This window comes from Streptomyces sp. SM11, from assembly GCF_002910905.1.
In the GTDB taxonomy this organism is placed as follows: Bacteria; Actinomycetota; Actinomycetes; order Streptomycetales; family Streptomycetaceae; genus Streptomyces.
In genome coordinates this window covers 1-26,564 of record NZ_NEUE01000307.1, presented here as the reverse complement: position 1 = coordinate 26,564, position 26,564 = coordinate 1, and the positions used below count along the sequence as shown (strand labels likewise).

The window sequence follows — 26,564 nt, the reverse complement described above, 5'->3', positions numbered from 1 at the left end:
GGGAGGGGAGTCGGCGAGGAGCGCGGCGGCCCGCCCGCGAACGGCCGGACCGCCGAGAGCTCAGCGCTTCGCGGGGTCCTTCCGGAACGCCCACGCCATGTCCGGCTCGGTGGCCCACTTCAGGGCGCGCCCCACCGGCGGGGTACACATGAGCGTCACGGCCACCGCCGCCACGAGCGAGACGACGACCAGTCCGGCCGGGCCGGAGAGCCAGGTGTAGCGGTCGAACAGCCCCGCGTACTCGGCCCCCTTGATCAGGAAGCCGTGCAGCAGATAGCCGCAGATCGTGCCGGCGCCGAGCACCGTGAACCACCTGGCCCGGCCGGGGACCCAGGCCAGGAAGCCGACCGTCAGCGCCAGGGCGCAGCCGAACATCCCGAGCGTCATCACAGCGCCCGACCACCACGGGGCGTCCATCTCCTGCGCGCTGTTGGCGCGGTAGAGCCAGCCGAGCCGCATGTGCGGGGCGACCCAGTACGCGAAGAGCAGCGCCCCGGCGAACAGCGGTACGGACAGCAGCCGCACCTCGCGCCGTCTGACCAGTTGGAAGTGCTCGGGCTTCATCAGCAGACCGAGCACGAAGAACGGCAGGAACTGCAGCACCCGCTGGAGATCGAGGTCGTCGCCGATGTCGGGGGAGACGGAGGCGAGCGCGGCGATGGCGAGCGCCACGGGCAGCGGATGGCGCAGCGTGCGCCAGATCGGCGTGGTCACCCGCCAGACGAACAGGGCGATCAGGAACCAGGTCAGGAAGAACGGGTCGATCAGGCTGATCGCCGTGTCGGGCGAATCGTCCGCGTACCGCCTGAAGAGCGAATAGGCCGTCTCGAACAGCACGTACGGCACCGCGACCGAGGTGATCAGCCGCTTCACCTTGGACGGTGTCATATCGAACGACCGCGAGAAATAGCCGGAGATGAGGATGAAGGCCGGCATGTGGAACGTGTACACGATCATGTACAGCGCCCGGGTGGTGCGACTGCCGTCCATCACGGGTTCCCAGGCGTGCGCCACCGCGACGAGAACGATGGCCAGATACTTCACATTGTCGAAGTAGGGATCGCGCTTCCTCGCCGCCGCGGGCGCCGGAGCGGCTGCGCCCGGCGCACCGGGCTCGGGGGCGGGCAGGAGGGCCGTGGCGGTGGGCGTCTGCTCGTGTCTGGGCTCCGGCTCCCGGGTCGCCGGGGGGAGCGGGGCCCTTTGGAATACGCTCGGAGCTTGGAACATCTAAGGCACCTTAGACCGGTCGATTGCCTGGCGTAAAACTACGGGAAGATATCGCGTGTTGCCCTCTATTCGAATGTGAATCCATCGAGCGCTGCCCGTTATGACACCCTTGGTCCTGCTCAAATGGGGCATACCGGCAGGCTGTTGACCGGAGTGAATTACGTCGCATCCATGCCGTCAATTGGCTGTGAATGAAGTGTGGGGATGCGGAAACGATCGCTGCGGTGGATATTCGGCTGCGGGAATTTCACAGCCGGCACACAGAAAGCGCGAGCGCGGCGCGGCTCCCGGGCACTCCGGGCGCTCACCGCGCACGGGGCGGGGAGGGGGTTGCCCGGTGGCTGTCGCCGCGCCCGCACCGGCCCGTGAAGGATGGCGGGATCCCGCCACTCCGTTCTGTCACCCGGCAGCAACCACGGGGGAGTTGGTGGCACGATAGGGGTGACGGGGCGCGCGGCGGTGCACGCTTCCGGGCCGGCAAGGCGGACCGACCGAGGGTGTGATCAGACGTGGCTATTTCACTGTCTATGGTGCTGCTGTTCGCGGTCATCCTGGTGGTAATGATCCGTGGCGGCTCCATCAAGGCCGGTCCCGCGGTCGTCGCCGTGCTCTTCGGCTTCTTCCTGGCGTCGACCGGCATGGCCCCGTCGATCAACAGGTTCATGAACTCGATAGCCGACACCATCAACCAGATCAGCTTCTGAGGCCCGTGACCCGGCGTCCGGGGCCCGCAACGCGCGAGGGCCGGGCCGGAGGATCATCCTCCGGCCCGGCCCTCGACTGCGTGGAGCGGGCGACGGGAATCGAACCCGCGTAGCTAGTTTGGAAGACTAGGGCTCTACCATTGAGCTACGCCCGCAAGCGGCGCACCGCAGGTCCGTGGACCGCGGCACGAGGAGCATCGTAGCGGGTCGGCGGCGGTGCTCGCACACCTGTTGTGCCGACCGCCGGACCGAACCCGGATCGGACCTGGGCCGGGATACGGGGATACGGGCCGGACCCGGTGGCGCTGCTCCGTAAAGCGGCGGACCCACGGCTCCCGTGCATGTACCCTACGTGTCGCACCGACGGGGTGTGGCGCAGCTTGGTAGCGCGTCCGCTTTGGGAGCGGAAGGTCGTCGGTTCGAATCCGGCCACCCCGACCACCAGCAAGATCGCATTGTGGGAGTCCTCCCCCTTGCCGTTACTATGCAAAATGCGTGCCCGTGTGTCTGATGTACCGGGCTCGGTCCGCGAAGCCGCCATTCGGCGGCCCAGCAGAACCCCAAGAAGTCAGCCCCAAGGAGACCGAACCGTGAAGAGCGCCGTGGAGACCCTGAACCCGACTCGGGTTCGGCTCAGCATTGAGGTGCCCTTCGAGGAGCTCAAGGACAGCCTCGACGCGGCGTACAAGAAGATCAACCAGCAGGTCACGGTGAAGGGCTTCCGCAAGGGCAAGATCCCTGCCCGGGTCATCGACCAGCGGTTCGGCCGCGGTGCGGTGCTGGAGGAGGCCGTCAACGACGCCCTCCCGAAGTTCTACACCGAGGCGGTCAACGAGGGTGAGCTGAACGTCCTCGGCCAGCCCGAGGTCGACATCACCGAGCTGAAGGACGGCGAGCTGCTGGCCTTCACCGCCGAGGTTGACGTACGCCCCGAGATCGAGATCCCGGACTACTCCGGCATCGAGGTCACCGTCGACGCCCTTGAGGTCACCGACGAAGAGGTCGAGAAGGCCGTGGAGCAGCTCCGTGAGCGCTTCGCCGCCACCAACCCGGTCGAGCGCGCCGCCGCCGACGGCGACGTCGTCACCATCGACCTGGAGGCCAAGGTCGACGGCGAGATCCTGGAGGACGGCGTGGCCGAAGGTGTCTCGTACACCATCGGTTCCGGCGAGCTCCTCGACGGCATCGACGAGGCCGTGACCGGCCTGGAGGCCGGTGGCGAGGCCACCTTCACCTCCGAGCTGAAGGGCGGCTCCGCCGAGGGCAAGGCCGCGGAGGTCGCCGTCAAGGTCACCGCCGTCGCCGCCCGTGAGCTCCCCGAGCTGGACGACGACTTCGCCCAGATGGCCAGCGAGTTCGACACGCTGGAGGAGCTGAAGGCCGACAGCCGCAAGCGCCTGGAGTCCACCAAGCAGTACGACCAGGCCACCCAGGCCCAGGAGCGGGTCCTTGAGGAGCTGCTGAAGCTCGCCGAGGTCCCGATCCCGGAGAAGCTGCTCGCGGACGAGGTCCAGACCCGCAAGCACAACCTGGAGCACCACCAGCTCGGCCAGATGGGTCTCGACATCGAGAAGTACCTCGAGATCCAGGGCAAGACCCTGGAGGAGTTCGAGAACGAGACCTCCGAGCAGGCCATCAAGGGCATCAAGACCCAGTTCATCCTGGACGAGCTCGTCAACAAGGAGAAGCTGAACGTCAACCAGGAGGAGCTCACCGAGCACCTCATGCGGCGCGCGCAGTCCTCCGGCATGAGCCCCGACCAGTTCGCCCAGGCGGTCGTCGAGGGTGGCCAGGTGCCGATGCTCGTCGGCGAGGTCGCCCGTGGCAAGGCGCTCGCTGTTGTCGTCGAGGCCGCCAAGGTCGTCGACACCAACGGTGAGGTCGTCGACCTCGAGGACGAGGACGAGCCGGCCGAGGCCGCCGCCGAGACCACGGAGCCGGCCGAGGCCGCCGCCGAGGACAAGGCGGAGGGCAAGGCCGAGGAGAAGAACGAGGCCTGAGCCTCGTCCCGATCCGCAGGACGGCCTCCGCGCCGACCGGCACGACGGGCCCCGGACGCACCACGCGTCCGGGGCCCGTCGCCGTATCCCCGTCGCGTCCCACGATCGCTGTGCGGCCCCGGAACTCTTGTGCCCACTGCGGACCTTGCGCTCCCAGCGAACAGTTGCGGAAGCGGGATGGCGTTGTCCCACCTGCGCGTTAGGGTCCATGAAGAGGAAGGGTGGGGCAGTGGCTTCACCCGCCCGGTACGAAGACGCTGAGACGGCCGGAGCCGTCAGAGACGAGCAGGTGGATACGTGACGAATCTGATGCCCTACGCCGCCGGAGAGCCGTCCCTCGGTGGAGGCCTCGGTGACCAGGTCTACAGCCGACTGCTCGGCGAGCGCATCATCTTCCTCGGTCAGCAGGTCGACGATGACATCGCCAACAAGATCACCGCCCAGCTTCTCCTCCTTGCCGCTGATCCGGACAAGGACATCTACCTCTACATCAACAGCCCCGGTGGTTCGGTGACGGCCGGCATGGCGGTCTACGACACCATGCAGTACATCCCCAACGACGTCGTCACCATCGGCATGGGCATGGCCGCCTCCATGGGCCAGTTCCTGCTCACCGGCGGCGCCGCGGGCAAGCGCTTCGCGCTCCCGAACACCGACATCCTCATGCACCAGGGTTCGGCCGGTATCGGCGGCACCGCCTCGGACATCAAGATCCAGGCCGAGTACCTGCTCCGCACCAAGACGCGGATGGCGGAGATCACCGCCCGCCACTCCGGCCAGACCGTCGAGACGATCATCCGCGACGGCGACCGCGACCGCTGGTACACGGCGGAGGAGGCCAAGGACTACGGCCTCATCGACGAGATCATCACGGTCGCGTCGGGCATCCCGGGCGGCGGCGGCACCGGTGCCTGATCCGGTATCCACCGGACCATCGGCACCACTCCCGCACGACCCTCTCGTACGCCGAGACCTCCAGCCCCAGAACGCCACCAGGATGGTGAAGACCCACATGAACAACTACACCGGCGCCTCCGCGAGCGGCCTCTACACCGGCCCGCAGGTGGACAACCGCTACGTCGTCCCGCGCTTCGTGGAGCGCACCTCGCAGGGTGTGCGCGAGTACGACCCGTACGCGAAGCTCTTCGAGGAGCGCGTGATCTTCCTGGGCGTCCAGATCGACGACGCCTCGGCCAACGACGTCATGGCGCAGCTGCTGTGCCTGGAGTCGATGGACCCCGACCGCGACATCTCGATCTACATCAACAGCCCCGGCGGCTCGTTCACCGCGCTCACCGCGATCTACGACACGATGCAGTTCGTGAAGCCGGACATCCAGACGGTCTGCATGGGCCAGGCGGCCTCCGCCGCCGCCGTCCTGCTCGCCGCGGGCACCCCGGGCAAGCGCATGGCGCTCCCGCACGCCCGGGTGCTCATCCACCAGCCGTCCTCGCAGACGGGCCGCGAGCAGCTCTCCGACCTGGAGATCGCGGCCAACGAGATCCTCCGCATGCGCACGCAGCTGGAGGAGATGCTGGCCCGGCACTCGACGACCCCGCTGGAGAAGATCAGCGAGGACATCGAGCGCGACAAGATCCTCACGGCCGAGGACGCCCTGGCGTACGGTCTGGTCGACCAGATCGTTTCCACCCGCAAGACCACCGCGGGCGCATCGGTCTGACGTCGGTCTTTCCCCTTGGCACATTCCGTTCGCACGGCCACGGCCGTGTGAACCGTGCCAAGGGGGGCCCGAACGGGGGCCCAGGCAAGGTACCGTCGGACAGAGGCACCAGGAGGCGCTGAACCAGGCGTCTCCCAGGCGAAGGGGAAGCACCTCGTGGCACGCATCGGTGATGGCGGCGACCTGCTCAAGTGCTCGTTCTGCGGAAAGAGCCAGAAGCAGGTGAAGAAGCTCATCGCGGGACCCGGTGTGTACATCTGCGACGAGTGCATCGATCTCTGCAACGAGATCATCGAGGAGGAGCTCGCGGAGACGAGCGAGGTCCGCTGGGAAGAGCTTCCCAAGCCTCGCGAGATCTACGAGTTCCTGGAGGGGTACGTCGTCGGGCAGGAGCCCGCGAAGAAGGCCCTCTCGGTCGCTGTGTACAACCACTACAAGCGGGTCCAGGCCGGGGAGAACGGCGGCGGCGCCGGTCGTGAGGACGCGATCGAGCTCGCCAAGTCGAACATCCTCCTGCTGGGCCCCACGGGTTCCGGTAAGACGCTCCTCGCGCAGACGCTGGCCCGCATGCTCAACGTCCCGTTCGCCATCGCGGACGCGACGGCGCTGACGGAGGCCGGCTATGTCGGCGAGGACGTCGAGAACATCCTGCTCAAGCTGATCCAGGCGGCCGACTACGACGTCAAGAAGGCCGAGACCGGGATCATCTACATCGACGAGATCGACAAGGTCGCCCGTAAGAGCGAGAACCCGTCGATCACCCGCGATGTCTCCGGCGAGGGCGTGCAGCAGGCCCTGCTGAAGATCCTGGAGGGCACCACCGCCTCCGTCCCGCCGCAGGGCGGACGCAAGCACCCCCACCAGGAGTTCATCCAGATCGACACGACGAACGTGCTGTTCATCGTGGGCGGCGCGTTCTCCGGCCTGGAGAAGATCATCGAGTCCCGGGCCGGCGCCAAGGGCATCGGCTTCGGCGCCACGATCCGCTCCAAGCTGGAGATCCAGGCGAGCGACCAGTTCCAGGAGGTCATGCCGGAGGACCTGGTGAAGTTCGGGATGATCCCCGAGTTCATCGGCCGTCTCCCCGTGCTGACCTCGGTCCACAACCTGGACCGCGAGGCCCTGCTCCAGATCCTCATCGAGCCGCGCAACGCCCTCGTCAAGCAGTACGAGCGGCTGTTCGAGCTCGACGGGGTGGAGCTGGAGTTCGAGCGTGAGGCGCTGGAGGCCATCGCGGACCAGGCGATCCTGCGGCAGACCGGCGCGCGCGGTCTGCGGGCGATCATGGAGGAAGTCCTCCAGTCCGTGATGTACGAGGTCCCGTCCCGCAAGGACGTCGCCCGCGTCGTCATCACCCCGGACGTCGTCCGCAACAACGTCAACCCGACGCTGGTCCCGCGCGAGCCGCGCACGATCGGCAAGAACGACGGCGGCCGGCACGAGAAGTCGGCGTAACGGCACGTAGCAGCACGGCATACGCCGAAGGGGCGCTCACCGGTCGACCGGTGAGCGCCCCTTCGGCGTTGAGCGGTCAGATCTTGCTGCGGGAGGTGTTGTAGAGCTTGGCGGCGAGGGCGGCCGCCTCCTCCTGAGGCAGGGCCTTACCCGTCAGTGCCGAGCCGATATCGACATTCCCCACGATGCCGACCGTGCTGTAGTCGGCCCACACGCACACCGGAATGGTGAACTCCTTCGGCCCCTTCGCGGCGGTGCCGTCGGCCTTGTCGTTGACCACCTTGAGGTCCTGGCACTTCATCAGCGCACCGTCGAAGCCGTCCGGCTTGAACTCATTGGGGCTGCCCACCAGGGAGACGGTGTTGTTGCTGCCGGTGTTCTTCGTCATGTTCTTCTCGGCCTTGACGAAGGCATTGTCGAGCGTCTTCGCCGGGTCCGACACCTCACCCCAGACGCCCTCGAAGATGAGCGCCTTCTGGGTGAGGGGGTTGTCCTTGGTGCCGCTCTGGTACTGGGCCCCTGCCTTGTTGGCGTTCTTGACCCCCATGGCCTCGGCCTCGGCCTTGTCCTCGCCGGTGACCGGGCCGGACGGCGCGGGCTTGGACGGGTCCTTCGTGTAGTCCTCCACGGAGGCCGGGGGTGTCAGCTTGTACCCCTTCGTGGAGTCCGCCACGTCACTGTTGCCGCCACCGGAGGTCAGGAAGTACACCCCGCCCGCGATGACCGCCAGCGCCACCACGGCGCCACCGATGATCAACCCGGTCTTCTTCTTCGGCTGCTGCGGCAGCTGTCCGCCGTACGGAGGCGCGGGCGGCTGCTGGCCGTGCGGAGGCGCGGGCGGCTGCTGGCCGTGCGGGCCCGGCTGCTGGGCCTGCGGGTAGCCGTAACCCTGCGGCTGCTGCGGGGGCTGCCCGTACGGGTTCGGCTGCTGCGGGGGGACGCCCTGCGGGGCCTGCTGCGGGTAACCGTAGCCGGGCTGGCCCTGCGGGGGGCCCTGGGGCGGCGGGGCGCCGTACGGGCCCGGCTGCTGTCCGTACGGTCCGGGCTGGCCCTGCGGCGGCTGCCCGCCGTACGGGCCCGGCTGGTTGTAGCTCATTGCGGTGTCCCCTCCAGAATTCTCGGACCGACCGACTCGTGAAGGGCGGCGTCGCGGGGCTGGGCACGCGCATCTGCGGCGTTGTCGTCAATCACCAACTTCCCCAAGCTCTCGGCTTCGCTCGAGCAGGGGAGGCCCCATCCGCGTTGACTCAATCCTCCGCCGTGCAGCTGCACGCACCCAGCCCCGCTCCTTCTCCCGCCCTCCACGAGCCGGTCGGTCCTTATGCGTTGCGAACATCCTGACGGAAGCCGTCCTGACATGGGGGACCGAGCCGGACACCGTTACTGAACCAATCCGTTTCAGTGCAGAGCTGTGACGGCCCTAAACTGTCTCCCGTGACCGAGAACTCATCGCAGCAGCCAGCCAGCAACCCCGAACTGCCGACCCAGTACGCGCCGGCCGATGTAGAGGGGAAGCTGTACGAGCGCTGGGTAGAGCGTGGTTACTTCGAAGCCGACGAGCACAGCGACAAGCCGCCCTACAGCATCGTCATCCCGCCGCCGAACGTCACCGGATCCCTCCACCTGGGCCACGCCTTCGAGCACACCCTGATTGACGCCCTCGTCCGCCGGAAGCGGATGCAGGGCTACGAGGCGCTCTACCAGCCGGGCATGGACCACGCCGGCATCGCCACCCAGAACGTCGTCGAGCGCGAGCTCGGCAAGGAGGGCAAGTCCCGCCACGACCTGGGCCGCGAGGCCTTCGTCGAGCGCGTCTGGAAGTGGAAGAACGAGTCCGGCGGCCAGATCTCCGGCCAGATGCGCCGCCTGGGCGAGGGCGTCGCCTGGTCCCGTGAGCGCTTCACCATGGACGAGGGCCTGTCCAAGGCCGTCCAGACCGTCTTCAAGCAGATGTACGACGACGGGCTGATCTACCGCGCCGAGCGCATCATCAACTGGTGCCCCCGCTGTCTCACCGCGATCTCCGACATCGAGGTGGAGTACCAGGAGGACGACGGCGAGCTCGTCTCGATGACGTACGGGGACGGGGACGAGACCATCGTCGTCGCCACCACCCGCGCCGAGACGATGCTCGGTGACACCGCCGTCGCCGTCCACCCAGACGACGAGCGCTACAAGCACCTGGTCGGCAAGCAGATCAACCTGCCGCTGACCGACCGCACGATCCCCGTCGTCGCCGACCACCACGTCGACCCCGAGTTCGGCACCGGCGCCGTCAAGGTGACGCCCGCGCACGACCCGAACGACTTCGAGATCGGCAAACGCCACGACCTGCCGTTCCTCACCGTTCTGGACGAGCGCGCGGTCATCACCGTCCCCGGCCCCTTCCAGGGGCTGGACCGCCTGGAGGCCCGCTCCGCCATCGTCGCCGCACTGCGCGCCGAGGGCCGGATCGTCGCCGAGAAGCGGCCCTACGTCCACTCTGTCGGGCACTGCTCGCGCTGCAAGACCACCATCGAGCCGCGTCTCTCCCTCCAGTGGTGGGTCAAGGTCGCCCCGCTCGCCAAGGCCGCCGGCGACGCGGTCCGCGACGGCAGCGTCAAGATCCACCCGCAGGAGATGGAGAAGCGCTACTTCGACTGGGTCGACAACCTCCACGACTGGACGATCTCGCGCCAGCTCTGGTGGGGCCACCGCATCCCCGTCTGGTACGGCCCGAACGGCGAGGTCGTCTGCGTCGGACCGGACGACGAGGCGCCCACCGGCGAGGGCTGGACCCAGGACAGCGATGTCCTGGACACCTGGTTCTCCTCGGGCCTGTGGCCGTTCTCCACCCTCGGCTGGCCCGAACGGACCGACAGCCTCGCGAAGTTCTATCCGAACTCCGTCCTGGTCACCGGCTACGACATCCTCTTCTTCTGGGTCGCCCGGATGATGATGTTCGGCCTGTACGTCAACGACGGCGTCCCGCCGTTCTCCACCATCGTCCTGCACGGCATGGTCCGCGACGAGCACGGCAAGAAGATGTCGAAGTCCTTCGGCAACGTGGTCAACCCGCTGGACTGGATGGACAAGTACGGCTCCGACGCCCTGCGCTTCACCCTCGCGCGCGGCGCCAACCCCGGCACCGACGTCCCGATCGGCGAGGAGTGGGTCCAGGGCTCGGCGAAGTTCTCCAACAAGATCTGGAACGCCACCCGCTTCGCCCTGATGAACGGCGCCACGATCGAGGGCGACCTGCCCGCGGTCGAGGAGATGTCGGTCACCGACCGCTGGATCCTGTCCCGACTGAACAAGACGGTCGCGGACGTCGACGCGTTCTACGACGACTTCCAGTTCGCCAAGATCAGTGAGTCCCTGCGCCACTTCGCGTGGGACGAGGTCTTCGACTGGTACGTCGAGCTGTCCAAGACCACGTTCTTCGCGGGCGGCCGCCCGGCCGAGGTCTCCGGCCGGGTCCTCGGCGAGGTCCTGGACGTGATGCTGCGGCTGCTGCACCCGATCGTCCCGTTCGTCACGGAGGCGCTGTGGACCGCGCTCACCGGGCGCGAGTCGATCGTCATCGCCGAGTGGCCGGGCGACTCCGGCTTCCGCGACGACGCGGCCGAGAAGGAGATCGAGCTGGTCCAGCAGGTCGTCACCGAGGTCCGCCGCTTCCGCAACGACCAGGGCCTCCAGCCCGGCCAGAAGGTCCCGGCCCGGCTGACCCTGACCGGCACGGAGCTCGCCCCGCACGAGGCGGCCATCCGCCAGCTCCTGCGGCTCCAGCCCGCCGGGGACGACTTCCAGGCCACCGCGTCCCTCCCGGTCGCCGGGACCACCGTCGCCCTGGACCTGTCCGGCACGATCGACGTGGCGGCCGAGCGCAAGCGCCTCACGAAGGACCTGGAGGCCGCGCGGAAGGAGAAGGCCCAGGCCACCGGGAAGCTCGGCAACGAAGCCTTCCTGGCCAAGGCCCCGGACAACGTGGTCGACAAGATCCGTGGCCGGCTCGCCAAGGCCGAGGCCGACATCGAGCGGATCGGCGCCCAGCTGGCGGGCCTCCCGCAGAGCTGATCAGCTTCAGGACGAAGCCCCCGCACCCCGACCGACCGGGGCGCGGGGGCTTCGCCGTACGCCCTCCGGGTCCCGCCGCTCCGCACTGTGCCGGGCGCTGCGTGCGATGTCGGCGCCCATCCGTAGACTGGGCGCGTGAGTGAGCCCCGCCCTTCAGACCGGCACGACGCGTCCGATCCCGACGACACCTTCGAGGAGATCGTCGACGAAGCGACCCAGCGCGACCCCGACCTGGCGGTGATCGAGGCCGGGAGCCGCACGCTGCGCGCCCACTCGGGCCACCCGCAGGGCGAAGCGGTCCCGGCCCGCCCGGCCGACCCCGAGACCGACAAGGCGCTGCGCGCGGTGGAGCAGGAGCTCGCCGGACGCTGGGGTGAGACCAAGCTGGAGCCGTCCGTCACGCGCATCGCCGCGCTGATGGACGTCCTCGGCGAGCCGCAGCGCGCCTACCCCTCCATCCACATCACCGGCACGAACGGCAAGACCAGCACGGCCCGCATGATCGAGGCCCTGCTCAACGCCTTCGAGCTGCGCACCGGCCGCTACACCTCCCCGCACGTCCAGTCGATCACCGAGCGGATCAGCCTCGACGGTTCCCCGATCGAGCCCGAGCGCTTCATCGAGACGTACGAGGACGTCAAGCCGTACGTCGAGATGGTCGACGCCCAGCAGCCCTACCGGCTCTCCTTCTTCGAGGTCCTCACCGGAATGGCGTACGCGGCCTTCGCCGACGCGCCCGTCGACGTGGCGGTCGTCGAGGTCGGCATGGGCGGCACCTGGGACGCCACCAACGTCATCGACTCCACGGTCGCCGTCGTCACCCCGATCTCGCTGGACCACACCGACCGGCTCGGCACCACACCGGCCGAGATCGCCGGGGAGAAGGCCGGGGTCATCAAGCAGGGCGCCACGGTCATCCTGGCGCAGCAGCCGGTGGACGCCGCGCAGGTGATGCTGAAGAAGGCCGTCGAGGTGGACGCCACCGTGGCCCGCGAGGGCATGGAGTTCGGCGTCACCTCGCGCGAGATCGCGGTCGGCGGACAGCTGCTGACCCTGCGCGGGCTGGGCGGCGAGTACGAGGGGGTCTTCCTCCCGCTGTACGGGGCCCACCAGGCGCACAACGCGGCCGTCGCGCTCGCCGCCGTCGAGGCGTTCTTCGGCATCGGCGCCGAGCAGGCCCGCTCCCTCGACATCGACGCGATCCGCAAGGCGTTCGCCTCGGTGCTCTCGCCCGGCCGTCTGGAGGTCGTGCGCTCCAGCCCGACCGTCGTGCTGGACGCCGCGCACAACCCGGCGGGAGCCAAGGCTGCGGCGGACGGCATCTCCGAGGCGTTCAGCTTCTCCCGGCTGATCGGCGTGGTCGGAACGAGCGGCGACAAGGACGCCCGCGGGCTCCTGGAGGCCTTCGAGCCGATCTTCGCCGAGATCGTCGTCACGCAGAACTCCACGCCCCGCGCGATGGACGCGGACGAGCTGGCCGCCGTCGCCGTCGAGGTCTTCGGCGACGACCGGGTCCAGGTCGAGCCGCGTCTCGACGACGCGCTGGAGGCGGCGATCACGCTGGCCGAGGAGGACGACGAGTACGCGGGCGCCGGGGTGCTGGTGACCGGATCCGTGATCACGGTCGGCGAAGCCCGGCTGCTGCTGGGAAGGGGCTGAGACACCGATGCGGACGCTCTGCGCCTCGACACTGATCGGCGAGTTCTTCGTGATCGGCTTCGCCGGTCTCGTCGCGATGAAGCTGGACGACGCCTCCATGGCCGTGGTCTGGACGGTGTGCGGCATCGGCATGGCCCTGTCCGTGCTGCTGTGCGGGATGATCACCCGGCCCGGCGGTGTCCAGCTGGGCTGGGCACTGCAGATCGCGCTGGTCCTGAGCGGTTTCGTGGTCCCGACGATGTTCATCCTGGGGCTGGCCTTCGGCGGTCTGTGGTGGGCCTCGATCCACTACGGCCGCAAGATCGACGAGGCCAAGGCCAACTGGGCCGCCGAGCAGGAAGCCGGCGAGGCCGCGGCCTGAGGCCATGAGCCCACCGGAGCCGCCTGCCCGGGCCCTGGAACCTGGCCCCCGGGGCCCTGGAACCTGGCCCCCGGGGCCCCGGAAATCCGGGGCCCGAAGGTGACCCTCGGTGAACCCGGGCGCAGACCCGTCTCCGTACCCCTGTAATCTCGCCCTCACCGCACCCGTATGCCTGGCCTTGCAAGGAGCCGTACATGACTCAGCGCACTCTCGTCCTGCTCAAGCCCGACGCGGTCCGCCGTGGCCTGATCGGCGAGATCGTCGGCCGCATCGAGCGCAAGGCGGACTGGCGGATCACCGCGCTGGAGCTGCGCACCCTGGACCAGGAGACGCTGGAGCAGCACTACGGCGAGCACAAGGGCCGCCCGTTCTACGAGCCGCTCGTGGAGTTCATGGCATCCGGCCCCGTCGTCGCCCTGGTGGCCGAAGGCGAGCGGGTCATCGAGGGCGTCCGTGCCCTGGCCGGCCCCACCGACCCGATCGCCGCCGCGCCCGGCTCCATCCGCGGTGACTTCGGCACGATCACCCGCGAGAACCTCATCCACGCCTCGGACTCCGAGGAGTCCGCGGAGCGAGAACTGAAGCTTTTCTTCCCGGGACTTTCCTGACCTGATCGGCCAAACAGCGCTGTACGCCTGGGGCGACCGAAGTAATTCGGTCGCCCCTCCGCATAGGGTTCGGGATCGCGGGAACGCATCCCTCCGACGTAACGTCACCATGGGTAGGACGGGCACACGTTCCGCTCGCCATGGCGAAGGATCCTCGCGCTGTGTCCGTGCATACGGCATTACGATGGAAGCTTCCACGCCCGTAGCGCCAAACTCGCCTACCAGAACAAGCCATCCTCGCTTCTTGGGAAGGCCCGACGCATCCTCATGGGGAACAAGGGGAACTCAATGTCGTTCATCGGCCGTGACATGGCTATCGACCTCGGGACTGCCAACACGCTGGTGTACGTCAGGGGGCGCGGCATCGTCCTGAACGAGCCGTCCGTCGTGGCCATCAACACCAATACCGGCGGAATTCTGGCGGTCGGCTCCGAGGCCAAGAAGATGATCGGGCGCACGCCGGGCAACATCGTTGCCGTGCGGCCGCTGAAGGACGGCGTGATCGCCGACTTCGAGATCACCGAGCGGATGCTCCGCTACTTCATCCTCAAGATCCACAAGCGCCGCTACCTGGCCCGCCCCCGTGTCGTCGTCTGTGTGCCCTCCGGTATCACCGGGGTCGAGCGCCGCGCCGTCATCGAGGCGTCCACCCAGGCCGGCGCGCGCCAGGTGCACATCATCGAGGAGCCCATGGCCGCGGCCATCGGTTCCGGCCTTCCGGTCCACGAGGCCACCGGGAACATGGTCGTCGATATCGGCGGCGGCACCACCGAGGTCGCCGTGATCTCGCTCGGCGGAATCGTCACCGCCCAGTCGATCCGCACCGCCGGTGACGAGCTGGACAACGCCATCATCCAGCACATCAAGAAGGAGTACTCGCTCCTCCTCGGTGAGCGGACCGCCGAACAGATCAAGATCACCATCGGTTCGGCGTTCGAGCTGGAGAAGGACGAGCACACCGAGATCCGCGGTCGCGACCTGGTCTCCGGACTGCCCAAGACGGTCGTCATCTCGGCCGCCGAGGTCCGCAAGGCCATCGAGGAACCGGTCAACGCGATCGTCGACGCCGTGAAGACGACGCTCGACAAGTGCCCGCCCGAACTGTCCGGCGACGTCATGGACCGCGGCATCGTCCTCACCGGCGGCGGCGCGCTGCTGCGCGGTCTGGACGAGCGGCTGCGCCACGAGACCGGCATGCCGATCCACATCGCCGAGGACCCCCTGGACTCGGTGGCGCTCGGCTCCGGAAAGTGCGTCGAGGAGTTCGAGGCGCTCCAGCAGGTGCTGGACGCCCAGCCGCGCCGCTAGGACGGAACATCAACCGATCCGGCGCGCGGACGCCGCGGCTCCGCCCGCCGGATCGTTGAGTCAGACCGTTGCTGTACACGTACCGAGGCACGCGGGTGCTGACGCAACGACAGCCACGTACAAACAGGCACGAACATTCCGACGAGGAAGGCACGGCCGCCGCACGTGAGGGACACACGAGAGAGCCGGCTGCTCCTGGTGCTGCTGATCGCCATCGCATTCGCCCTGATCACGGTGGATATCCGAGGCGGCGAGAAGTCACCGGTCGACGGCGCACGGCAGGCCGCGGCCACCGTCTTCGGGCCGGTCGAGAACGGCGTCGCGGCCGCGGTCGACCCGGTGGGCAACGCCATAGGCGCGGTGCGGGACTCCGGCAACCGGCACGACCGGATCTCCGCCCTGGAGCAGGAGAACGCCGCGCTGAAGGCCAAGCTCGGCAGCGACGACCGCACCAACAGCCGGGTCCGCCAGCTCGACGCCATGCTGAAGAACGCCGGCGCCGGGCAGTACGGCATCAAGGGCGCCGAGGTCATCGCCATAGGAGCGGCCCAGGGCTTCTCCTGGACGGTCACCATCGACGCCGGATCGGACGACGGCATCCGCCGCGACATGACCGTCCTCAACGGGGAGGGGCTGGTCGGTCGGGTCACCACCGTCGGCCCCAGCACCGCGACGGTCCTGCTCGCCAACGACCCCGACTTCACCGTCGGCACCCGGATGGAGAAGACCGACGAGCTCGGCTTCGCCACCGGCCAGGGCTCGCGCCCGCTGTCGGTGCAGTTCCTCAACGGCAAGGCGAAGGTGAAGGCCGGCGACCGGCTGGTCACCTTCGGCTCCAGCAAGGACAAGCCCTTCGTGCCCGGCGTCCCGGTCGGCGAGGTCGTCCGCGTCGACCCCTCCGGCGGCGCACTGACCCGGACCGTCTACGTGAAGCCGTACGTCGGGTTCACCAAGCTCGACATCGTCGGCGTCGTCGTGCAGGCGCCCCGCGAGGACCCGCGCGACACGGTCCTGCCCAAGAAGCCCGTCAAGACGAAGCCGAAGCCGACCCCCACGGTCACCGTCACGGTCCAGCCCAACGGCGACCTCGTCGACGGCTCCGGCAAGGTCGTCGGCAACATCAACGAGAAGCCGGGCGGCGACGCCGCCGGTGACGCGGCGGGCGACCAGCAGGGCAACGCCCAACCCGACAACGCGGCCAACGACCAGGAGTAGAGCTGATCCCCATGCGCATCAACCGGACTCTGCTCTCCACCGCCCTGGTCGTGGTCGCCCTCGTCGTCCAGGTCTCCGTCCTCGCCCGCCTCCAGCTCCCCGGCGCCGTCCCCGACCTGCTGCTCCTCACCGTCCTCGGACTCGCCTTCGTGTACGGGCCCGTCAGCGGCTCCCTCATCGGCTTCGGCGCGGGCCTCCTCGCGGATCTCGCCCCGCCCGCCGACCACGCCGCCGGGCGCTACGCCCTGGTGCTCTGCGTCATCGGCTACCTCGCGGGCCTGGCCCGGCCGGAGAACGGGCAGCTGAAGTCGGCCTTCGCCCCGATGGCCGTGGTCGTCGCCGCCGCGATCGGCACGACCCTGCTGTACGCGGGAGTCGGCGCGCTCGTCGGCGACACCGCCGCCCGCCATGTGGGCCTGGGCAGCCTGCTGTTCACGGCCGCGATCTACGACCTGCTGCTGGCGCCCTTCACTGTGCCGCTCATCATGGCGCTGGCCAGACGCACCGAGAACGACCCGCTCGCCGAGGCCTCGTCCGGCGGCAACGACGTCGCCGCAGGCTGGCTCGCCTCGGGCACCGGTCTGCGGATCGGCAACCAGCGCGGCGGCCTGCGCGTCAAGGCCGCCCGCAACCGCGCCGCCCGCGCGGGCAGGATCAAGGGGGTCAAGCGACTGTGACCCCGTACGCGACCGAGGAGGCCGGGGGCGCTCCGTGAGGCTGTACTTCCCGGGGGACGACCCCCGTGCCCCCAGCAGGACCACCACAGGGGGCACCGCGTGAGCAACATTCCCGAGACGGGGCGGACCCAGCGGGTCCAGATCCGGCTCATCGTCATCCAGGTCCTCGTCTTCTCGCTGCTGCTGACCCTCGGCGGGCGCCTGTGGTACCTCCAGATCCGCAACGGCGACGAGTACACCGCCGAAGCCGCGGGCAACGGGGTGCAGCAGGTCGTCCAGCCCGCGGTGCGCGGCTCGATCCTCGACGCCCGCGGCGTACCGCTCGCCGACAACGAGACCCGCCTCGTCGTCTCCGCCAGCCGCACCGAGCTGCTGAAGATGAAGGACGACGGCGTCGGCGTCCTCACCCGCCTCGCCGACGTCCTGGACATGAAGGCCCAGGACGTCCGGGACAAGGTCCGCCTCTGCGACTCCAAGACCCCCCAGCCCTGCTGGAACGGCTCGCCCTACCAGCCGATCCCGGTCACCGACGAGGCCACCACCCAGCAGGCCCTCCAGATCCGCGAGCGCGCCGAGGACTTCCCCGGCATCACCGCCGAACCCACCGCCGTACGCCGCTACGCCGCACCCGGCAAGGCGAAGACCGCACAGGTCCTCGGCTACCTGTCGCCCGTCACCGACGAGGAGATCCAGAAGGCGCAGGACGGCCCGTCGCCCTACCTGCGTTCCGACCAGGTCGGCCGCTCCGGACTTGAGCGCACGTACGACAAGGAGCTGCGCGGCAAGGCGGGCGTCACCCGCTACGAGGTCGACAACCTCGGCCGCGTCATGGGCGAGGCGGAGAACGACCCGGCGGTGTCCGGCTCCAGCGTCGTCACCAGCCTCGACGCCCGCGTCCAGGCAGTGGCCGAGTACGAGCTCGCCCAGGCGATGAAGACCGTCCGCCAGGAGACCGACAAGATCACCGGCCGGAAGTACGAGGCCGACTCCGGCGCCGTCGTCGTCATGGAGTCGAAGACGGGCCGGGTCGTGTCGATGGCCTCCCAGCCCGACTACGACCCCAACGCCTGGGTCGGCGGCATCTCCGGCAAGGAGTACGCCAAGCTCACCAGCGAGAAGTCCAACTACCCGCTGCTCAACCGGGGCATCCAGGGCCAGGCGCCCGCCGGCTCCATCTTCAAGGTGGTCTCCGCGAGCGCGGCCGTGCGGGCCGGTCACGCCTTCAACGACCTCTACCAGTGCAGCAGCTCCTACAGTCTCGGCAACCAGACCTTCGCGAACTTCGAGTCCAAGGGCCATGGCCCCATCACCCTGGGCGACGCGCTCAAGTACTCCTGCAACACCGTCTTCTACCGCCTCGGCCACGACGAGTGGGTGCGTGACGGCGGCATAAAGCCGAAGAAGGACGCCAAGGACTGGTTCTACCGCACCGCGCGCGACTTCGGGCTCGGCTCCGAGACCGGCATCGACCTGCCCAACGAGGTCAAGGGCCGCATCCCCGACCGTGAGTGGAAGCAGAACTTCTGGGAGGCGAACAAGGACGCCTGGTGCAAGGAGGGCAAGAAGGGCGGCACCTACGTCCAGCAGATCGCCTACGAGAACTGCCTCGAAGGCAACCAGCTCAAGGCCTACGACAGCATCAACTACGCGATCGGCCAGGGGGACGTCCTCGTCACCCCCATCCAGATGGCCACCGCCTACGCCGCCATCAGCAACGGCGGCACCCTCCACGAGCCCACCGTAGGCAAGGCCGTGATCAGCCCCGACGGCAAGAGCGTCCAGGAGATCAAGCCCAAGGTCAGCGGCAAGCTGCCGGTCGACGCCCAGACCATCAAGGACCTCGACAAGGGGCTGCGCTCGGTGGTCGAGGGCGGCACCGCCTCCTGGCGGTTCGGCGGCTGGCCGCAGGACAAGATCCCGATGCGCGCCAAGACCGGCACCGCCCAGGTGTACGGCAAGCAGACCACCTCGTGGTTCGCGACCTACACCGACGACTACACGATCGTCATGACGATCTCCCAGGGAGGCACCGGCTCCGGTGCCTCCGGGCCCGCCGTCCGCAAGATCTACGACGCGCTCTACGGCCTCGACGCCGAAGGCAACCAGGACCTGAAGAGGGCCCTGCTGCCCAAGCCCCAGAAAGCGCTGCCGAAGATCCAGCCCGACGGCTCGATCCACGCCCCGAAGGTCAAGCCCTACGACCCCACCCCGATCGAGCCGGAAGGACAGCCGGTGGAGCCGGAAGAGCAACTGCCCGTGCGGCCCGCGGGCCAGCCGGGACTCACCGGATCGCCGGCGGCGACGGGGAGGCAGCCCTGATGGCAGGTGGATTCTCCGTCTCCCGCTACGGCCCCGACGAGGGCCCCTGGGCCAAGCTGACCGCGCGGGACTCCCTCGTACGGCGGCTGGACTGGCCGCTGCTCGGGGCCGCGCTCGCGCTCTCGTTCATCGGCGCGCTGCTCGTGTGGTCCGCGACCCGCAACCGCGACCACCTCACCCAGGGCGACCCGTACTTCTTCCTCATGAGGCACGCCCTCAACACGGGCATCGGCCTCATCCTGATGATCGGCACGATCTGGCTCGGCCACCGCACCCTGCGCGGGGCCGTCCCGGTGCTCTACGGCATCTCGGTGCTGCTGGTCCTCGCGGTCCTCACCCCGCTCGGCACCACGGTCAACGGCGCCCACGCGTGGATCAAGCTCCCCGCGGGCTTCTCGATCCAGCCCTCCGAGTTCACCAAGATCACCATCATCCTCGTGATGGCGATGCTGCTGGCGGCCCGCGTCGACGCGGGCGACCAGGCCCACCCCGACCACCGCACCGTCGCGAAGGCGCTGGGTCTCGCGGCCATCCCCATGGCCATCGTCATGCTGATGCCGGACCTCGGCTCGGTGATGGTCATGGCCGTCATCGTCCTCGGCGTCCTGCTGGCCTCCGGCGCCTCCAACCGCTGGGTCCTCGGCCTCCTCGGCGCGGGCGCGGGCGGAGCCGTCGCCATCTGGCAGCTCGGCCTGCTCGACGACTACCAGATCGCCCGCTTCGCCGCCTTCGCCAACCCCGCGCTCGACCCGGCGGGCGTCGGCTACAACACCAACCAGGCCCGCATCGCGATCGGCTCCGGCGGACTCACCGGCACCGGACTCTTCGAAGGCACCCAGACCACCGGCCAGTTCGTGCCCGAGCAGCAGACCGACTTCGTCTTCACCGTCGCCGGCGAGGAGCTGGGCTTCCTCGGGGCGGGGCTGATCATCCTGCTCCTGGGCGTCGTCCTGTGGCGCGCCTGCCGGATCGCCCGCGAGACCACCGAGCTGTACGGCACGGTCGTCGCCGCCGGGATCATCGCCTGGTTCGCCTTCCAGTCCTTCGAGAACATCGGCATGACGCTCGGCATCATGCCGGTCGCCGGGCTCCCGCTGCCCTTCGTCTCCTACGGAGGATCCTCGATGTTCGCCGTCTGGGTGGCGATCGGACTGCTCCAGTCCATCAGGGTGCAACGGCCCATGTCCGCCTGAACCCGGGCGGTCGCGGGTAGGTGTCCGTACATGGCGGACACCAAGCGCGAGATCGAGCGGAAGTACGAAGCCACCGACGACACCCGGCTGCCCGACCTGACCCGGGCGGCCGGGGTCGACCGGACGGTCCACCGCGGTCCGACCGAGCTCGACGCCGTCTACTACGACACCGCCGATCTCCGCCTCGCAGCCGACGCCCTCACCCTGCGCCGCAGGACCGGCGGGGCCGACGAGGGCTGGCACCTGAAATTCCCCGTCGCCACCGGCATCCGGGACGAGATCCACGAACCCCTCGCCGACGCCCTGCCGCGCCCCCTGGCCGCCCTCCTCCGCTCCCGGGTCCGCCACGCGGAGATCGCCCCCGCCGTCCGGCTGCTCTCCGCCCGCGACGTCCACCACCTCACCACCGCCGACGGCACCCTCCTCGCCGAGGTCAGCGTCGACCGGGTGCGGGCCGAGCGGCTCGCGGGGGAAGGGGCCGGCACCACGGCCGACTGGACCGAGATCGAGGTCGAGCTGGCCGACGGCGGAGACCCCGCGATCCTGGACGCCGTCGAGAAGCGGCTGCGCAAGGCCGGGGTACGCCCCTCGGAGTCGTCGTCGAAGCTCGCGAGGGCACTGGCGGAGACGACACCGAATCGCGACGAGAGCGGACGGGAGAAAGACACACCGCACACCGCGGGCGACCACGTCCTCGCCTACGTACGCGAACAGATCCGGACGATCGTCGACCTCGACCCCGCCGTCCGCCGTGACCAGCCCGACTCCGTGCACCGGATGCGCGTCGCCACCCGCCGGCTGCGCAGCACCTTCAAGACCCACCGCAAGCTCCTCGACCGCGAGCTCACCGACCCCCTCGGCGCGGAACTCAAGTGGCTGGCCGCCGAACTGGGCCTCGACCGCGACCAGGAAGTCCTGGACGAACGCCTCGGCACCCGCGTCGAGGCCCTGCCCGCCACCCTGACCCTCGGCCCGGTGCGCGGCCGCCTCCGCGCCTGGTCGGCCGCCCGCAGCACCGGATCGCGCCGCAGGATCATCGACGTACTCGACGGGAACCGGTATCTGGACCTCCTGGACGCCCTCGACGCGCTGAGCGCCGACCCGCCCCTGCGACCCGCCGCCGGCCGCGCACCGGAGAAGGCCCTGTCCCGGGCGGTGCTCAAGGACTACGGCCGCCTCGCCACCCGCGTCGGCCACGCCCTCGGACTGCCGCCCGGACCGGAGCGCGACCTGGCGCTGCACGAGGCCCGCAAGGCCGCCAAGCGTGCCCGGTACGCGGGCGAGGCGGCCCGGCCCGCGCTCGGCAAGCCCGCCAAGCGCTTCACCAAACGCGTGAAGGCCGTGCAGACCGTCCTCGGCGACCACCAGGACAGCGTCGTCGCCCGTGAGGCCCTGCGCACGCTCGCGATCCAGTCGCACGCGGCGGGTGAGACCGCGTTCACCTGGGGACTCCTGTACGGGCGGGAAGAGGCCGCCGCCGAGGCCCGGGAGCGCGAACTGCCCGGGGTCTGGGCCCGAGCCGCCGCCCCCGGACTGCGCGCGGATCTGAAGCACTGAGCGCCGGGGTACGCTGGATGGTCACCCCTGCCGGCTACGAAGGTTCGCGAGATGTCTGCCGCATCGGTCTTCCCACAGCTCGAAGCTCTGCTCCCGCATGTGCAGAAGCCCATCCAGTACGTCGGCGGTGAGCTGAACTCCACCGTCAAGGAGTGGGACAGCTGCGACGTCCGCTGGACCCTGATGTACCCCGACGCCTACGAGGTCGGACTCCCCAACCAGGGCGTCATGATCCTTTACGAGGTGCTCAACGAGCGCGAGGGCGTCCTCGCCGAGCGCACGTACAGCGTCTGGCCCGACCTCGAAGCGCTGATGCGCGAGCACAACGTGCCGCAGTTCACCGTGGACAGCCACCGGCCCGTCGGCGCGTTCGACGTCTTCGGGCTGAGCTTCTCCACCGAACTCGGCTACACCAACATGCTCACCGCCCTGGACCTCGCCGGCATCCCGCTGGAGTCCAAGGACCGTGACGTGGACCACCCGATCGTCCTCGCGGGGGGCCACGCCGCGTTCAACCCCGAGCCGATCGCGGACTTCATCGACTGCGCGGTCGTCGGCGACGGCGAGCAGGCAGTCCTGGAGATCACCGAGATCATCCGCGCCTGGAAGGCCGAGGGCCGCCCCGGCGGCCGGGACGAGGTGCTCTTCCGGCTGTCGAAGACCGGCGGCGTCTACGTCCCGCGCTTCTACGACGTCGAGTACCTCCCCGACGGCCGCATCGGCCGTGTCGTGCCCAACCGGTCCGGCGTGCCGTGGCGGGTCTCCAAGCACACGGTGATGGACCTCGACGAGTGGCCCTACCCCAAGCAGCCCCTCGTCCCGCTCGCGGAGACCGTGCACGAGCGGATGTCGGTGGAGATCTTCCGCGGCTGCACCCGCGGCTGCCGTTTCTGCCAGGCCGGCATGATCACGCGCCCCGTGCGGGAGCGAAGCATCACCGGCATCGGCGAGATGGTCGAGAAGGGTCTCAAGGCGACCGGCTTCGAGGAGGTCGGCCTGCTCTCGCTCTCCTCCGCCGATCACAGCGAGATCGGCGACATCGCCAAGGGCCTCGCCGACCGCTACACCGACGACAAGGTCGGCCTCTCGCTGCCCTCGACCCGCGTCGACGCGTTCAACGTCGACCTGGCCAACGAGCTGACCCGCAACGGCCGCCGCTCCGGTCTCACCTTCGCCCCCGAGGGCGGCTCCGAGCGCATGCGCAAGGTCATCAACAAGATGGTCTCGGAGGAGGACCTGATCCGCACGGTCGCCACCGCGTACGGCAACGGCTGGCGTCAGGTGAAGCTGTACTTCATGTGCGGCCTGCCCACGGAGACCGACGAGGACGTCCTGCAGATCGGCGACATGGCGGTCAACGTCATCGCCAAGGGCCGCGAGGTCTCCGGCCAGAACGACATCCGCTGTACCGTCTCCATCGGTGGCTTCGTCCCCAAGCCGCACACTCCCTTCCAGTGGGCCCCGCAGCTCAGTGCCGAGGACACCGACTCCCGGCTGAAGAAGCTCCGGGACAAGATCCGCGGCGACAAGAAGTACGGCCGTTCCATCGGCTTCCGCTACCACGACGGCAAGCCCGGCATCGTCGAGGGCCTCCTCTCGCGCGGCGACCGCCGCGTCGGCTCCGTCATCCGCGCGGTCTACGAGTCCGGCGGCCGCTTCGACGGCTGGCGCGAGCACTTCAGCTACGACCTCTGGATGAACTGCGCCGACAAGACGCTGCCCGAGTTCGGTGTCGACGTCGACTGGTACACCACCCGCGAGCGCACCTACGAGGAGGTCCTGCCCTGGGACCACCTCGACTCCGGCCTGGACAAGGACTGGCTCTGGGAGGACTGGCAGGACGCGCTCGACGAGACCGAGGTCGAGGACTGCCGCTGGACCCCCTGCTTCGACTGCGGCGTCTGCCCGCAGCTCGACCTGGACATCCAGATCGGCCCGACCGGCAAGAAGCTCCTGCCGCTCAGCGTCGTGAACAAGTAGCCCGCCCTTCGGCGACAGCGCGGTAAAGCGAAGGCCCGGTTCCGGCAACTGCGGACCGGGTCTTCGCGTCCTTCACGGCATGGACGACAGAGAACACCAGGATCTCGACCCGTACGCGCCCGGGACCGCCCCGAACAGGCTGGTCAGGTTCGTGGTGCGCATCGTGGTGCTGGTCCTGGTCCTGCCCGTCCGCATGGTCTGGGACGTTCTGGCCGCCGGCTGGCACACCTTCGACCGGGTCGTGCTGCCCCCGGCCGCACGGGCGCTCGCCGCAATGGCCAGAGGGCTGGGGCAGAGCCTGGAATGGGTGTTCGGCGCCATCGGCTGGATGCTGGGGACGCTGATCGGCGTCCTGGTGCTGATTCCGCTGAAGTGGCTGTACACCTCGGTGCTCACCCCGCTGGGCCACGGCCTGCGGTGGACCTGCACGGCCCTGCTCGTCCCGGCGGCACGCGGTCTGGGAACCGGCCTCCTCTGGCTGTTCGCCATGCTGCTCGTCCTGCCGGCGGTGGTTCTGTGGCGGTACGCGCTCGTCCCGGTGGTGCGCTACGGCCTGGTCGTGCCGATGGTGTGGCTGTACGGAGCCGCCCTCACTCCGCTCGGCCACGGCGCGGCGTGGGTCCTGGGGAAGCTGTGGCGGGGCACGGCGTGGGTCCTGGGCAAGCTGTGGCAGGGCACGGCGTGGGTTCTTGGCCGGGCCTGGCGGGTGATCGCCGCCACCGGACGCGGGCTGGGCGGCGCGGTGGCCTGGCTCGTCATGACGCTCCTCGTCGCCCCCGCCTCCTGGACGTACCGCCGGATCCTCGCCCCCGTCGGCCGCGAGATCGCCGCCGCTCTCGAGGTCGCCTGGCGGATTGCCGGGTACATCTCCCGGGCCGTGGGCCGGGCCGTCGCCTGGCTCGCGTGGCACCTGATCGGCGCACCCGTCTCCTGGGCGTACCGCACCGTGTGCACCCCCGTCGGCCACTTCGTGCGCGACTCCGTGTGGGCCCCTGCCCGGCGCGCCGCCACCGAGGCGGGCCGGGCCGCCCGCGCGGCTCTCGCGAGCGCCCGGGAAACCGTGCGTCAGGCGCGCCGTGACGTCTGGCGGGCGCTGGCCGGTGGCACGGACGGCGCACGGTCCCGGGAACCGCTGGGGATCCCTGCGCGTACTCTGGGTACTGCAACGACTGTCCCCAGCGCGGCGCAGGCGTCCGAGACCCCTCCGGTCGGCGAGAAAATCGTCGAGCGGGGGTGAGTCCGGAGCGGCATCCCGGGGGCCACCCGAATTTCGTGGGCGGCGCGCCACCGCGCCCGCCCCGCACCGAGGAGAAGAACCACTGGGCAAGCGACAGCCCGAAGGCCCGCCGCCCGCACCGGCAGTGCAGCGCATCCGCCTGCGCTACACCAAGCGCGGCCGCCTCCGGTTCACCAGCCACCGAGACTTCCAGCGGGCCTTCGAGCGGGCACTGCGCCGCTCCGAGGTGCCGATGGCGTATTCGGCGGGCTTCACCCCCCACCCCAAGGTCTCCTACGCCAATGCCGCACCCACCGGCACGGGCAGCGAGGCGGAGTTCCTGGAGATCGCCCTCACCGAGGCCCGGGACCCCGGCGTCCTGCGCGCACTGCTCGACGACTCGCTGCCGGACGGCCTCGACATCATCGACGCGGTGGAGGCCCGCACCTCGGGCCTCGCCGAACGGCTCACCGCCTCCGTCTGGGAGATGCGCCTGGACGGCGTCGACCCCGAGGAGCTCCGCGCGGCCGTGGCCGCCTTCAACGACGCCGAGACCGTGGAGGTCCAGCGCAAGGCCAAGAACGGCATCCGGACGTTCGACGCCCGCGCAGCCGTCGCCGACCTGCGGGTCCTCGACGCCCCGGCCGATAGGCCGGGCGAGCGGCCCTGTGCGATACTGCGCCTGGTTGTGCGGCACGTGACACCTGCCGTGCGACCCGACGACGTCCTGTCCGGTCTCCGAGCAGTGGCCGACGTGGCGGACGGGGCATCCCCTGTTCGAGCGCAGCCGAGTGCTTGGGGAACTGTCCCCGCTGCGGTGACGAGGCTGGCGCAGGGGCTCTTCGACGAGGAGTCCGGCACGGTGACCGACCCGCTCGCGCCCGACCGCGAGGCCGCCCCGACCGCACATTCCGCGGTCGCCGGGGCAGCCGTCGCGACGGCGCCGGAAGGCGCAGGTTCCGCGTAAGGCGGTCGTTGTAGCGCAGCCCTCCGACCCGGGAGCCACCTGGGTCGGGCCGCGCACTGACCACAAGACTTTCGCCAGGCCGTACGCACACCGCATACGGAACCGGCGAGCCAGACATCAGTTCCCGTGCGGCGCCCGCGCCCCGGACGGCGGTATCGCACCACTGCGGACCATGCCGGACCGGAATCAGACGCGGCGCCCGGGAACACGACGGGAGAACCGCCCGCATGCCTCAGCCGAACGAACCCGGCACGACCGGGAACAACGAAGAGAACACCCCCGGCGACAAGCTGCCGCCGCGCCGCAGGCGCCGCGCCGCTTCCCGCCCGGCGGGCCCGCCCGGCGGAGCCGTGGCCGCCACAGAGGACGTCACGCCGGCCA

Annotated in this window: 20 protein-coding genes and 2 tRNA genes; 19 read left to right on the top strand and 3 right to left on the bottom strand. The window is 69.6% G+C overall.

What is annotated here, in order from left to right; all coding sequences use genetic code 11:
- Positions 1–60: 60 nt before the first annotated feature.
- Complete coding sequence (locus B9S58_RS36205) at positions 61–1,227, bottom strand: acyltransferase family protein (RefSeq protein ID WP_103536100.1); 1,167 nt, start codon at positions 1,225–1,227, stop codon at positions 61–63.
- 509 nt (positions 1,228–1,736) lie between these two features.
- Here B9S58_RS36205 and B9S58_RS36200 point away from each other — a divergent pair.
- The gene (locus B9S58_RS36200; RefSeq protein WP_103536099.1) at positions 1,737–1,931 is read left to right on the top strand and encodes a hypothetical protein; all 195 of its coding nucleotides are present in this window, start codon (positions 1,737–1,739) and stop codon (positions 1,929–1,931) included.
- Positions 1,932–2,012: 81 nt separating this feature from the next.
- On the opposite strand, the gene B9S58_RS36195 is transcribed toward B9S58_RS36200, so the two are convergent.
- Positions 2,013–2,086 (bottom strand) — tRNA-Gly (locus tag B9S58_RS36195).
- A gap of 209 nt (positions 2,087–2,295) precedes the next feature.
- Here B9S58_RS36195 and B9S58_RS36190 point away from each other — a divergent pair.
- The 5 genes from B9S58_RS36190 to clpX all read left to right on the top strand — a co-directional run bounded on the left by B9S58_RS36190 (position 2,296) and on the right by clpX (position 7,067).
- Positions 2,296–2,372, top strand: a tRNA-Pro gene (locus tag B9S58_RS36190).
- Positions 2,373–2,521: 149 nt separating this feature from the next.
- Complete coding sequence (tig, locus tag B9S58_RS36185; protein WP_181009573.1) at positions 2,522–3,931, top strand: trigger factor; 1,410 nt, start codon at positions 2,522–2,524, stop codon at positions 3,929–3,931.
- Positions 3,932–4,240: 309 nt separating this feature from the next.
- A complete protein-coding gene (locus B9S58_RS36180) occupies positions 4,241–4,846 on the top strand; it encodes an ATP-dependent Clp protease proteolytic subunit (RefSeq protein ID WP_103536129.1) in 606 nt (201 codons plus the stop codon).
- A gap of 82 nt (positions 4,847–4,928) precedes the next feature.
- Entirely contained in the window at positions 4,929–5,612 is a 684-nt protein-coding gene (locus B9S58_RS36175; RefSeq protein ID WP_103536097.1) for an ATP-dependent Clp protease proteolytic subunit, read from the top strand.
- 156 nt (positions 5,613–5,768) lie between these two features.
- Entirely contained in the window at positions 5,769–7,067 is a 1,299-nt protein-coding gene (gene clpX, locus B9S58_RS36170; protein WP_103536096.1) for an ATP-dependent Clp protease ATP-binding subunit ClpX, read from the top strand.
- Between the two features lie 76 nt (positions 7,068–7,143).
- On the opposite strand, the gene B9S58_RS36165 is transcribed toward clpX, so the two are convergent.
- Positions 7,144–8,163 carry a hypothetical protein gene (locus B9S58_RS36165; protein WP_103536095.1) on the bottom strand — a complete coding sequence of 340 codons (1,020 nt, stop codon included), beginning with the start codon at positions 8,161–8,163 and terminating at the stop codon, positions 7,144–7,146.
- Positions 8,164–8,501: 338 nt separating this feature from the next.
- Between B9S58_RS36165 and B9S58_RS36160 the strand changes: the two genes are divergently transcribed.
- The 13 genes from B9S58_RS36160 to B9S58_RS36100 all read left to right on the top strand — a co-directional run bounded on the left by B9S58_RS36160 (position 8,502) and on the right by B9S58_RS36100 (position 26,183).
- Entirely contained in the window at positions 8,502–11,123 is a 2,622-nt protein-coding gene (locus tag B9S58_RS36160) for a valine--tRNA ligase (RefSeq protein ID WP_103536094.1), read from the top strand.
- Positions 11,124–11,258: 135 nt separating this feature from the next.
- A complete protein-coding gene (locus B9S58_RS36155) occupies positions 11,259–12,782 on the top strand; it encodes a folylpolyglutamate synthase/dihydrofolate synthase family protein (RefSeq protein ID WP_103536093.1) in 1,524 nt (507 codons plus the stop codon).
- 7 nt (positions 12,783–12,789) lie between these two features.
- Positions 12,790–13,143, top strand: coding sequence for a DUF4233 domain-containing protein (locus B9S58_RS36150; protein WP_103536092.1), 354 nt, complete (start codon positions 12,790–12,792; stop codon positions 13,141–13,143).
- Between the two features lie 194 nt (positions 13,144–13,337).
- On the top strand, positions 13,338–13,751 hold the full coding sequence (gene ndk, locus B9S58_RS36145; RefSeq protein ID WP_096631747.1) for a nucleoside-diphosphate kinase: 414 nt from the start codon (positions 13,338–13,340) through the stop codon (positions 13,749–13,751).
- A 288-nt stretch (positions 13,752–14,039) separates the two neighbouring features.
- Entirely contained in the window at positions 14,040–15,059 is a 1,020-nt protein-coding gene (locus B9S58_RS36140; RefSeq protein ID WP_103536091.1) for a rod shape-determining protein, read from the top strand.
- A gap of 165 nt (positions 15,060–15,224) precedes the next feature.
- Complete coding sequence (gene mreC, locus B9S58_RS36135) at positions 15,225–16,274, top strand: rod shape-determining protein MreC (RefSeq protein WP_103536090.1); 1,050 nt, start codon at positions 15,225–15,227, stop codon at positions 16,272–16,274.
- Positions 16,275–16,285: 11 nt separating this feature from the next.
- A complete protein-coding gene (gene mreD, locus B9S58_RS36130) occupies positions 16,286–16,951 on the top strand; it encodes a rod shape-determining protein MreD (protein ID WP_103536089.1) in 666 nt (221 codons plus the stop codon).
- A 99-nt stretch (positions 16,952–17,050) separates the two neighbouring features.
- Positions 17,051–19,270, top strand: coding sequence for a penicillin-binding protein 2 (gene mrdA, locus B9S58_RS36125; RefSeq protein ID WP_103536088.1), 2,220 nt, complete (start codon positions 17,051–17,053; stop codon positions 19,268–19,270).
- Positions 19,270–20,463: a rod shape-determining protein RodA gene (gene rodA / locus B9S58_RS36120; protein WP_103536087.1), complete on the top strand. Its 1,194-nt coding sequence runs from the start codon at positions 19,270–19,272 to the stop codon at positions 20,461–20,463. Before mrdA ends, rodA begins: the two co-directional genes overlap by 1 nt.
- Positions 20,464–20,493: 30 nt before the next feature.
- On the top strand, positions 20,494–22,020 hold the full coding sequence (locus B9S58_RS36115; protein ID WP_103536086.1) for a CYTH and CHAD domain-containing protein: 1,527 nt from the start codon (positions 20,494–20,496) through the stop codon (positions 22,018–22,020).
- 51 nt (positions 22,021–22,071) lie between these two features.
- A complete protein-coding gene (locus B9S58_RS36110; protein WP_103536085.1) occupies positions 22,072–24,000 on the top strand; it encodes a TIGR03960 family B12-binding radical SAM protein in 1,929 nt (642 codons plus the stop codon).
- Positions 24,001–24,079: 79 nt separating this feature from the next.
- Positions 24,080–25,237: a hypothetical protein gene (locus B9S58_RS36105; RefSeq protein WP_103536084.1), complete on the top strand. Its 1,158-nt coding sequence runs from the start codon at positions 24,080–24,082 to the stop codon at positions 25,235–25,237.
- Between the two features lie 124 nt (positions 25,238–25,361).
- Positions 25,362–26,183 carry a TIGR03936 family radical SAM-associated protein gene (locus tag B9S58_RS36100; protein ID WP_103536083.1) on the top strand — a complete coding sequence of 274 codons (822 nt, stop codon included), beginning with the start codon at positions 25,362–25,364 and terminating at the stop codon, positions 26,181–26,183.
- The last annotated feature ends 381 nt before the right edge of the window (positions 26,184–26,564 follow it).

What these genes read in the sequence shown, in the direction of transcription:
- ndk (WP_096631747.1), top strand. Translation starts at nt 13,338, where the DNA reads ATGACTCAGCGCACTCTCGTCCTGCTCAAGCCCGACGCGGTCCGCCGT.
- B9S58_RS36175 (WP_103536097.1), top strand. Translation starts at nt 4,929, where the DNA reads ATGGTGAAGACCCACATGAACAACTACACCGGCGCCTCCGCGAGCGGC.
- B9S58_RS36150 (WP_103536092.1), top strand. Translation starts at nt 12,790, where the DNA reads ATGCGGACGCTCTGCGCCTCGACACTGATCGGCGAGTTCTTCGTGATC.
- rodA (WP_103536087.1), top strand. Translation starts at nt 19,270, where the DNA reads ATGGCAGGTGGATTCTCCGTCTCCCGCTACGGCCCCGACGAGGGCCCC.
- mreD (WP_103536089.1), top strand. Translation starts at nt 16,286, where the DNA reads ATGCGCATCAACCGGACTCTGCTCTCCACCGCCCTGGTCGTGGTCGCC.
- B9S58_RS36180 (WP_103536129.1), top strand. Translation starts at nt 4,241, where the DNA reads ATGCCCTACGCCGCCGGAGAGCCGTCCCTCGGTGGAGGCCTCGGTGAC.
- B9S58_RS36140 (WP_103536091.1), top strand. Translation starts at nt 14,040, where the DNA reads ATGTCGTTCATCGGCCGTGACATGGCTATCGACCTCGGGACTGCCAAC.
- B9S58_RS36105 (WP_103536084.1), top strand. Translation starts at nt 24,080, where the DNA reads ATGGACGACAGAGAACACCAGGATCTCGACCCGTACGCGCCCGGGACC.
- B9S58_RS36110 (WP_103536085.1), top strand. Translation starts at nt 22,072, where the DNA reads ATGTCTGCCGCATCGGTCTTCCCACAGCTCGAAGCTCTGCTCCCGCAT.
- B9S58_RS36115 (WP_103536086.1), top strand. Translation starts at nt 20,494, where the DNA reads ATGGCGGACACCAAGCGCGAGATCGAGCGGAAGTACGAAGCCACCGAC.
- B9S58_RS36165 (WP_103536095.1), bottom strand. Translation starts at nt 8,163, where the DNA reads ATGAGCTACAACCAGCCGGGCCCGTACGGCGGGCAGCCGCCGCAGGGC.
- B9S58_RS36205 (WP_103536100.1), bottom strand. Translation starts at nt 1,227, where the DNA reads ATGTTCCAAGCTCCGAGCGTATTCCAAAGGGCCCCGCTCCCCCCGGCG.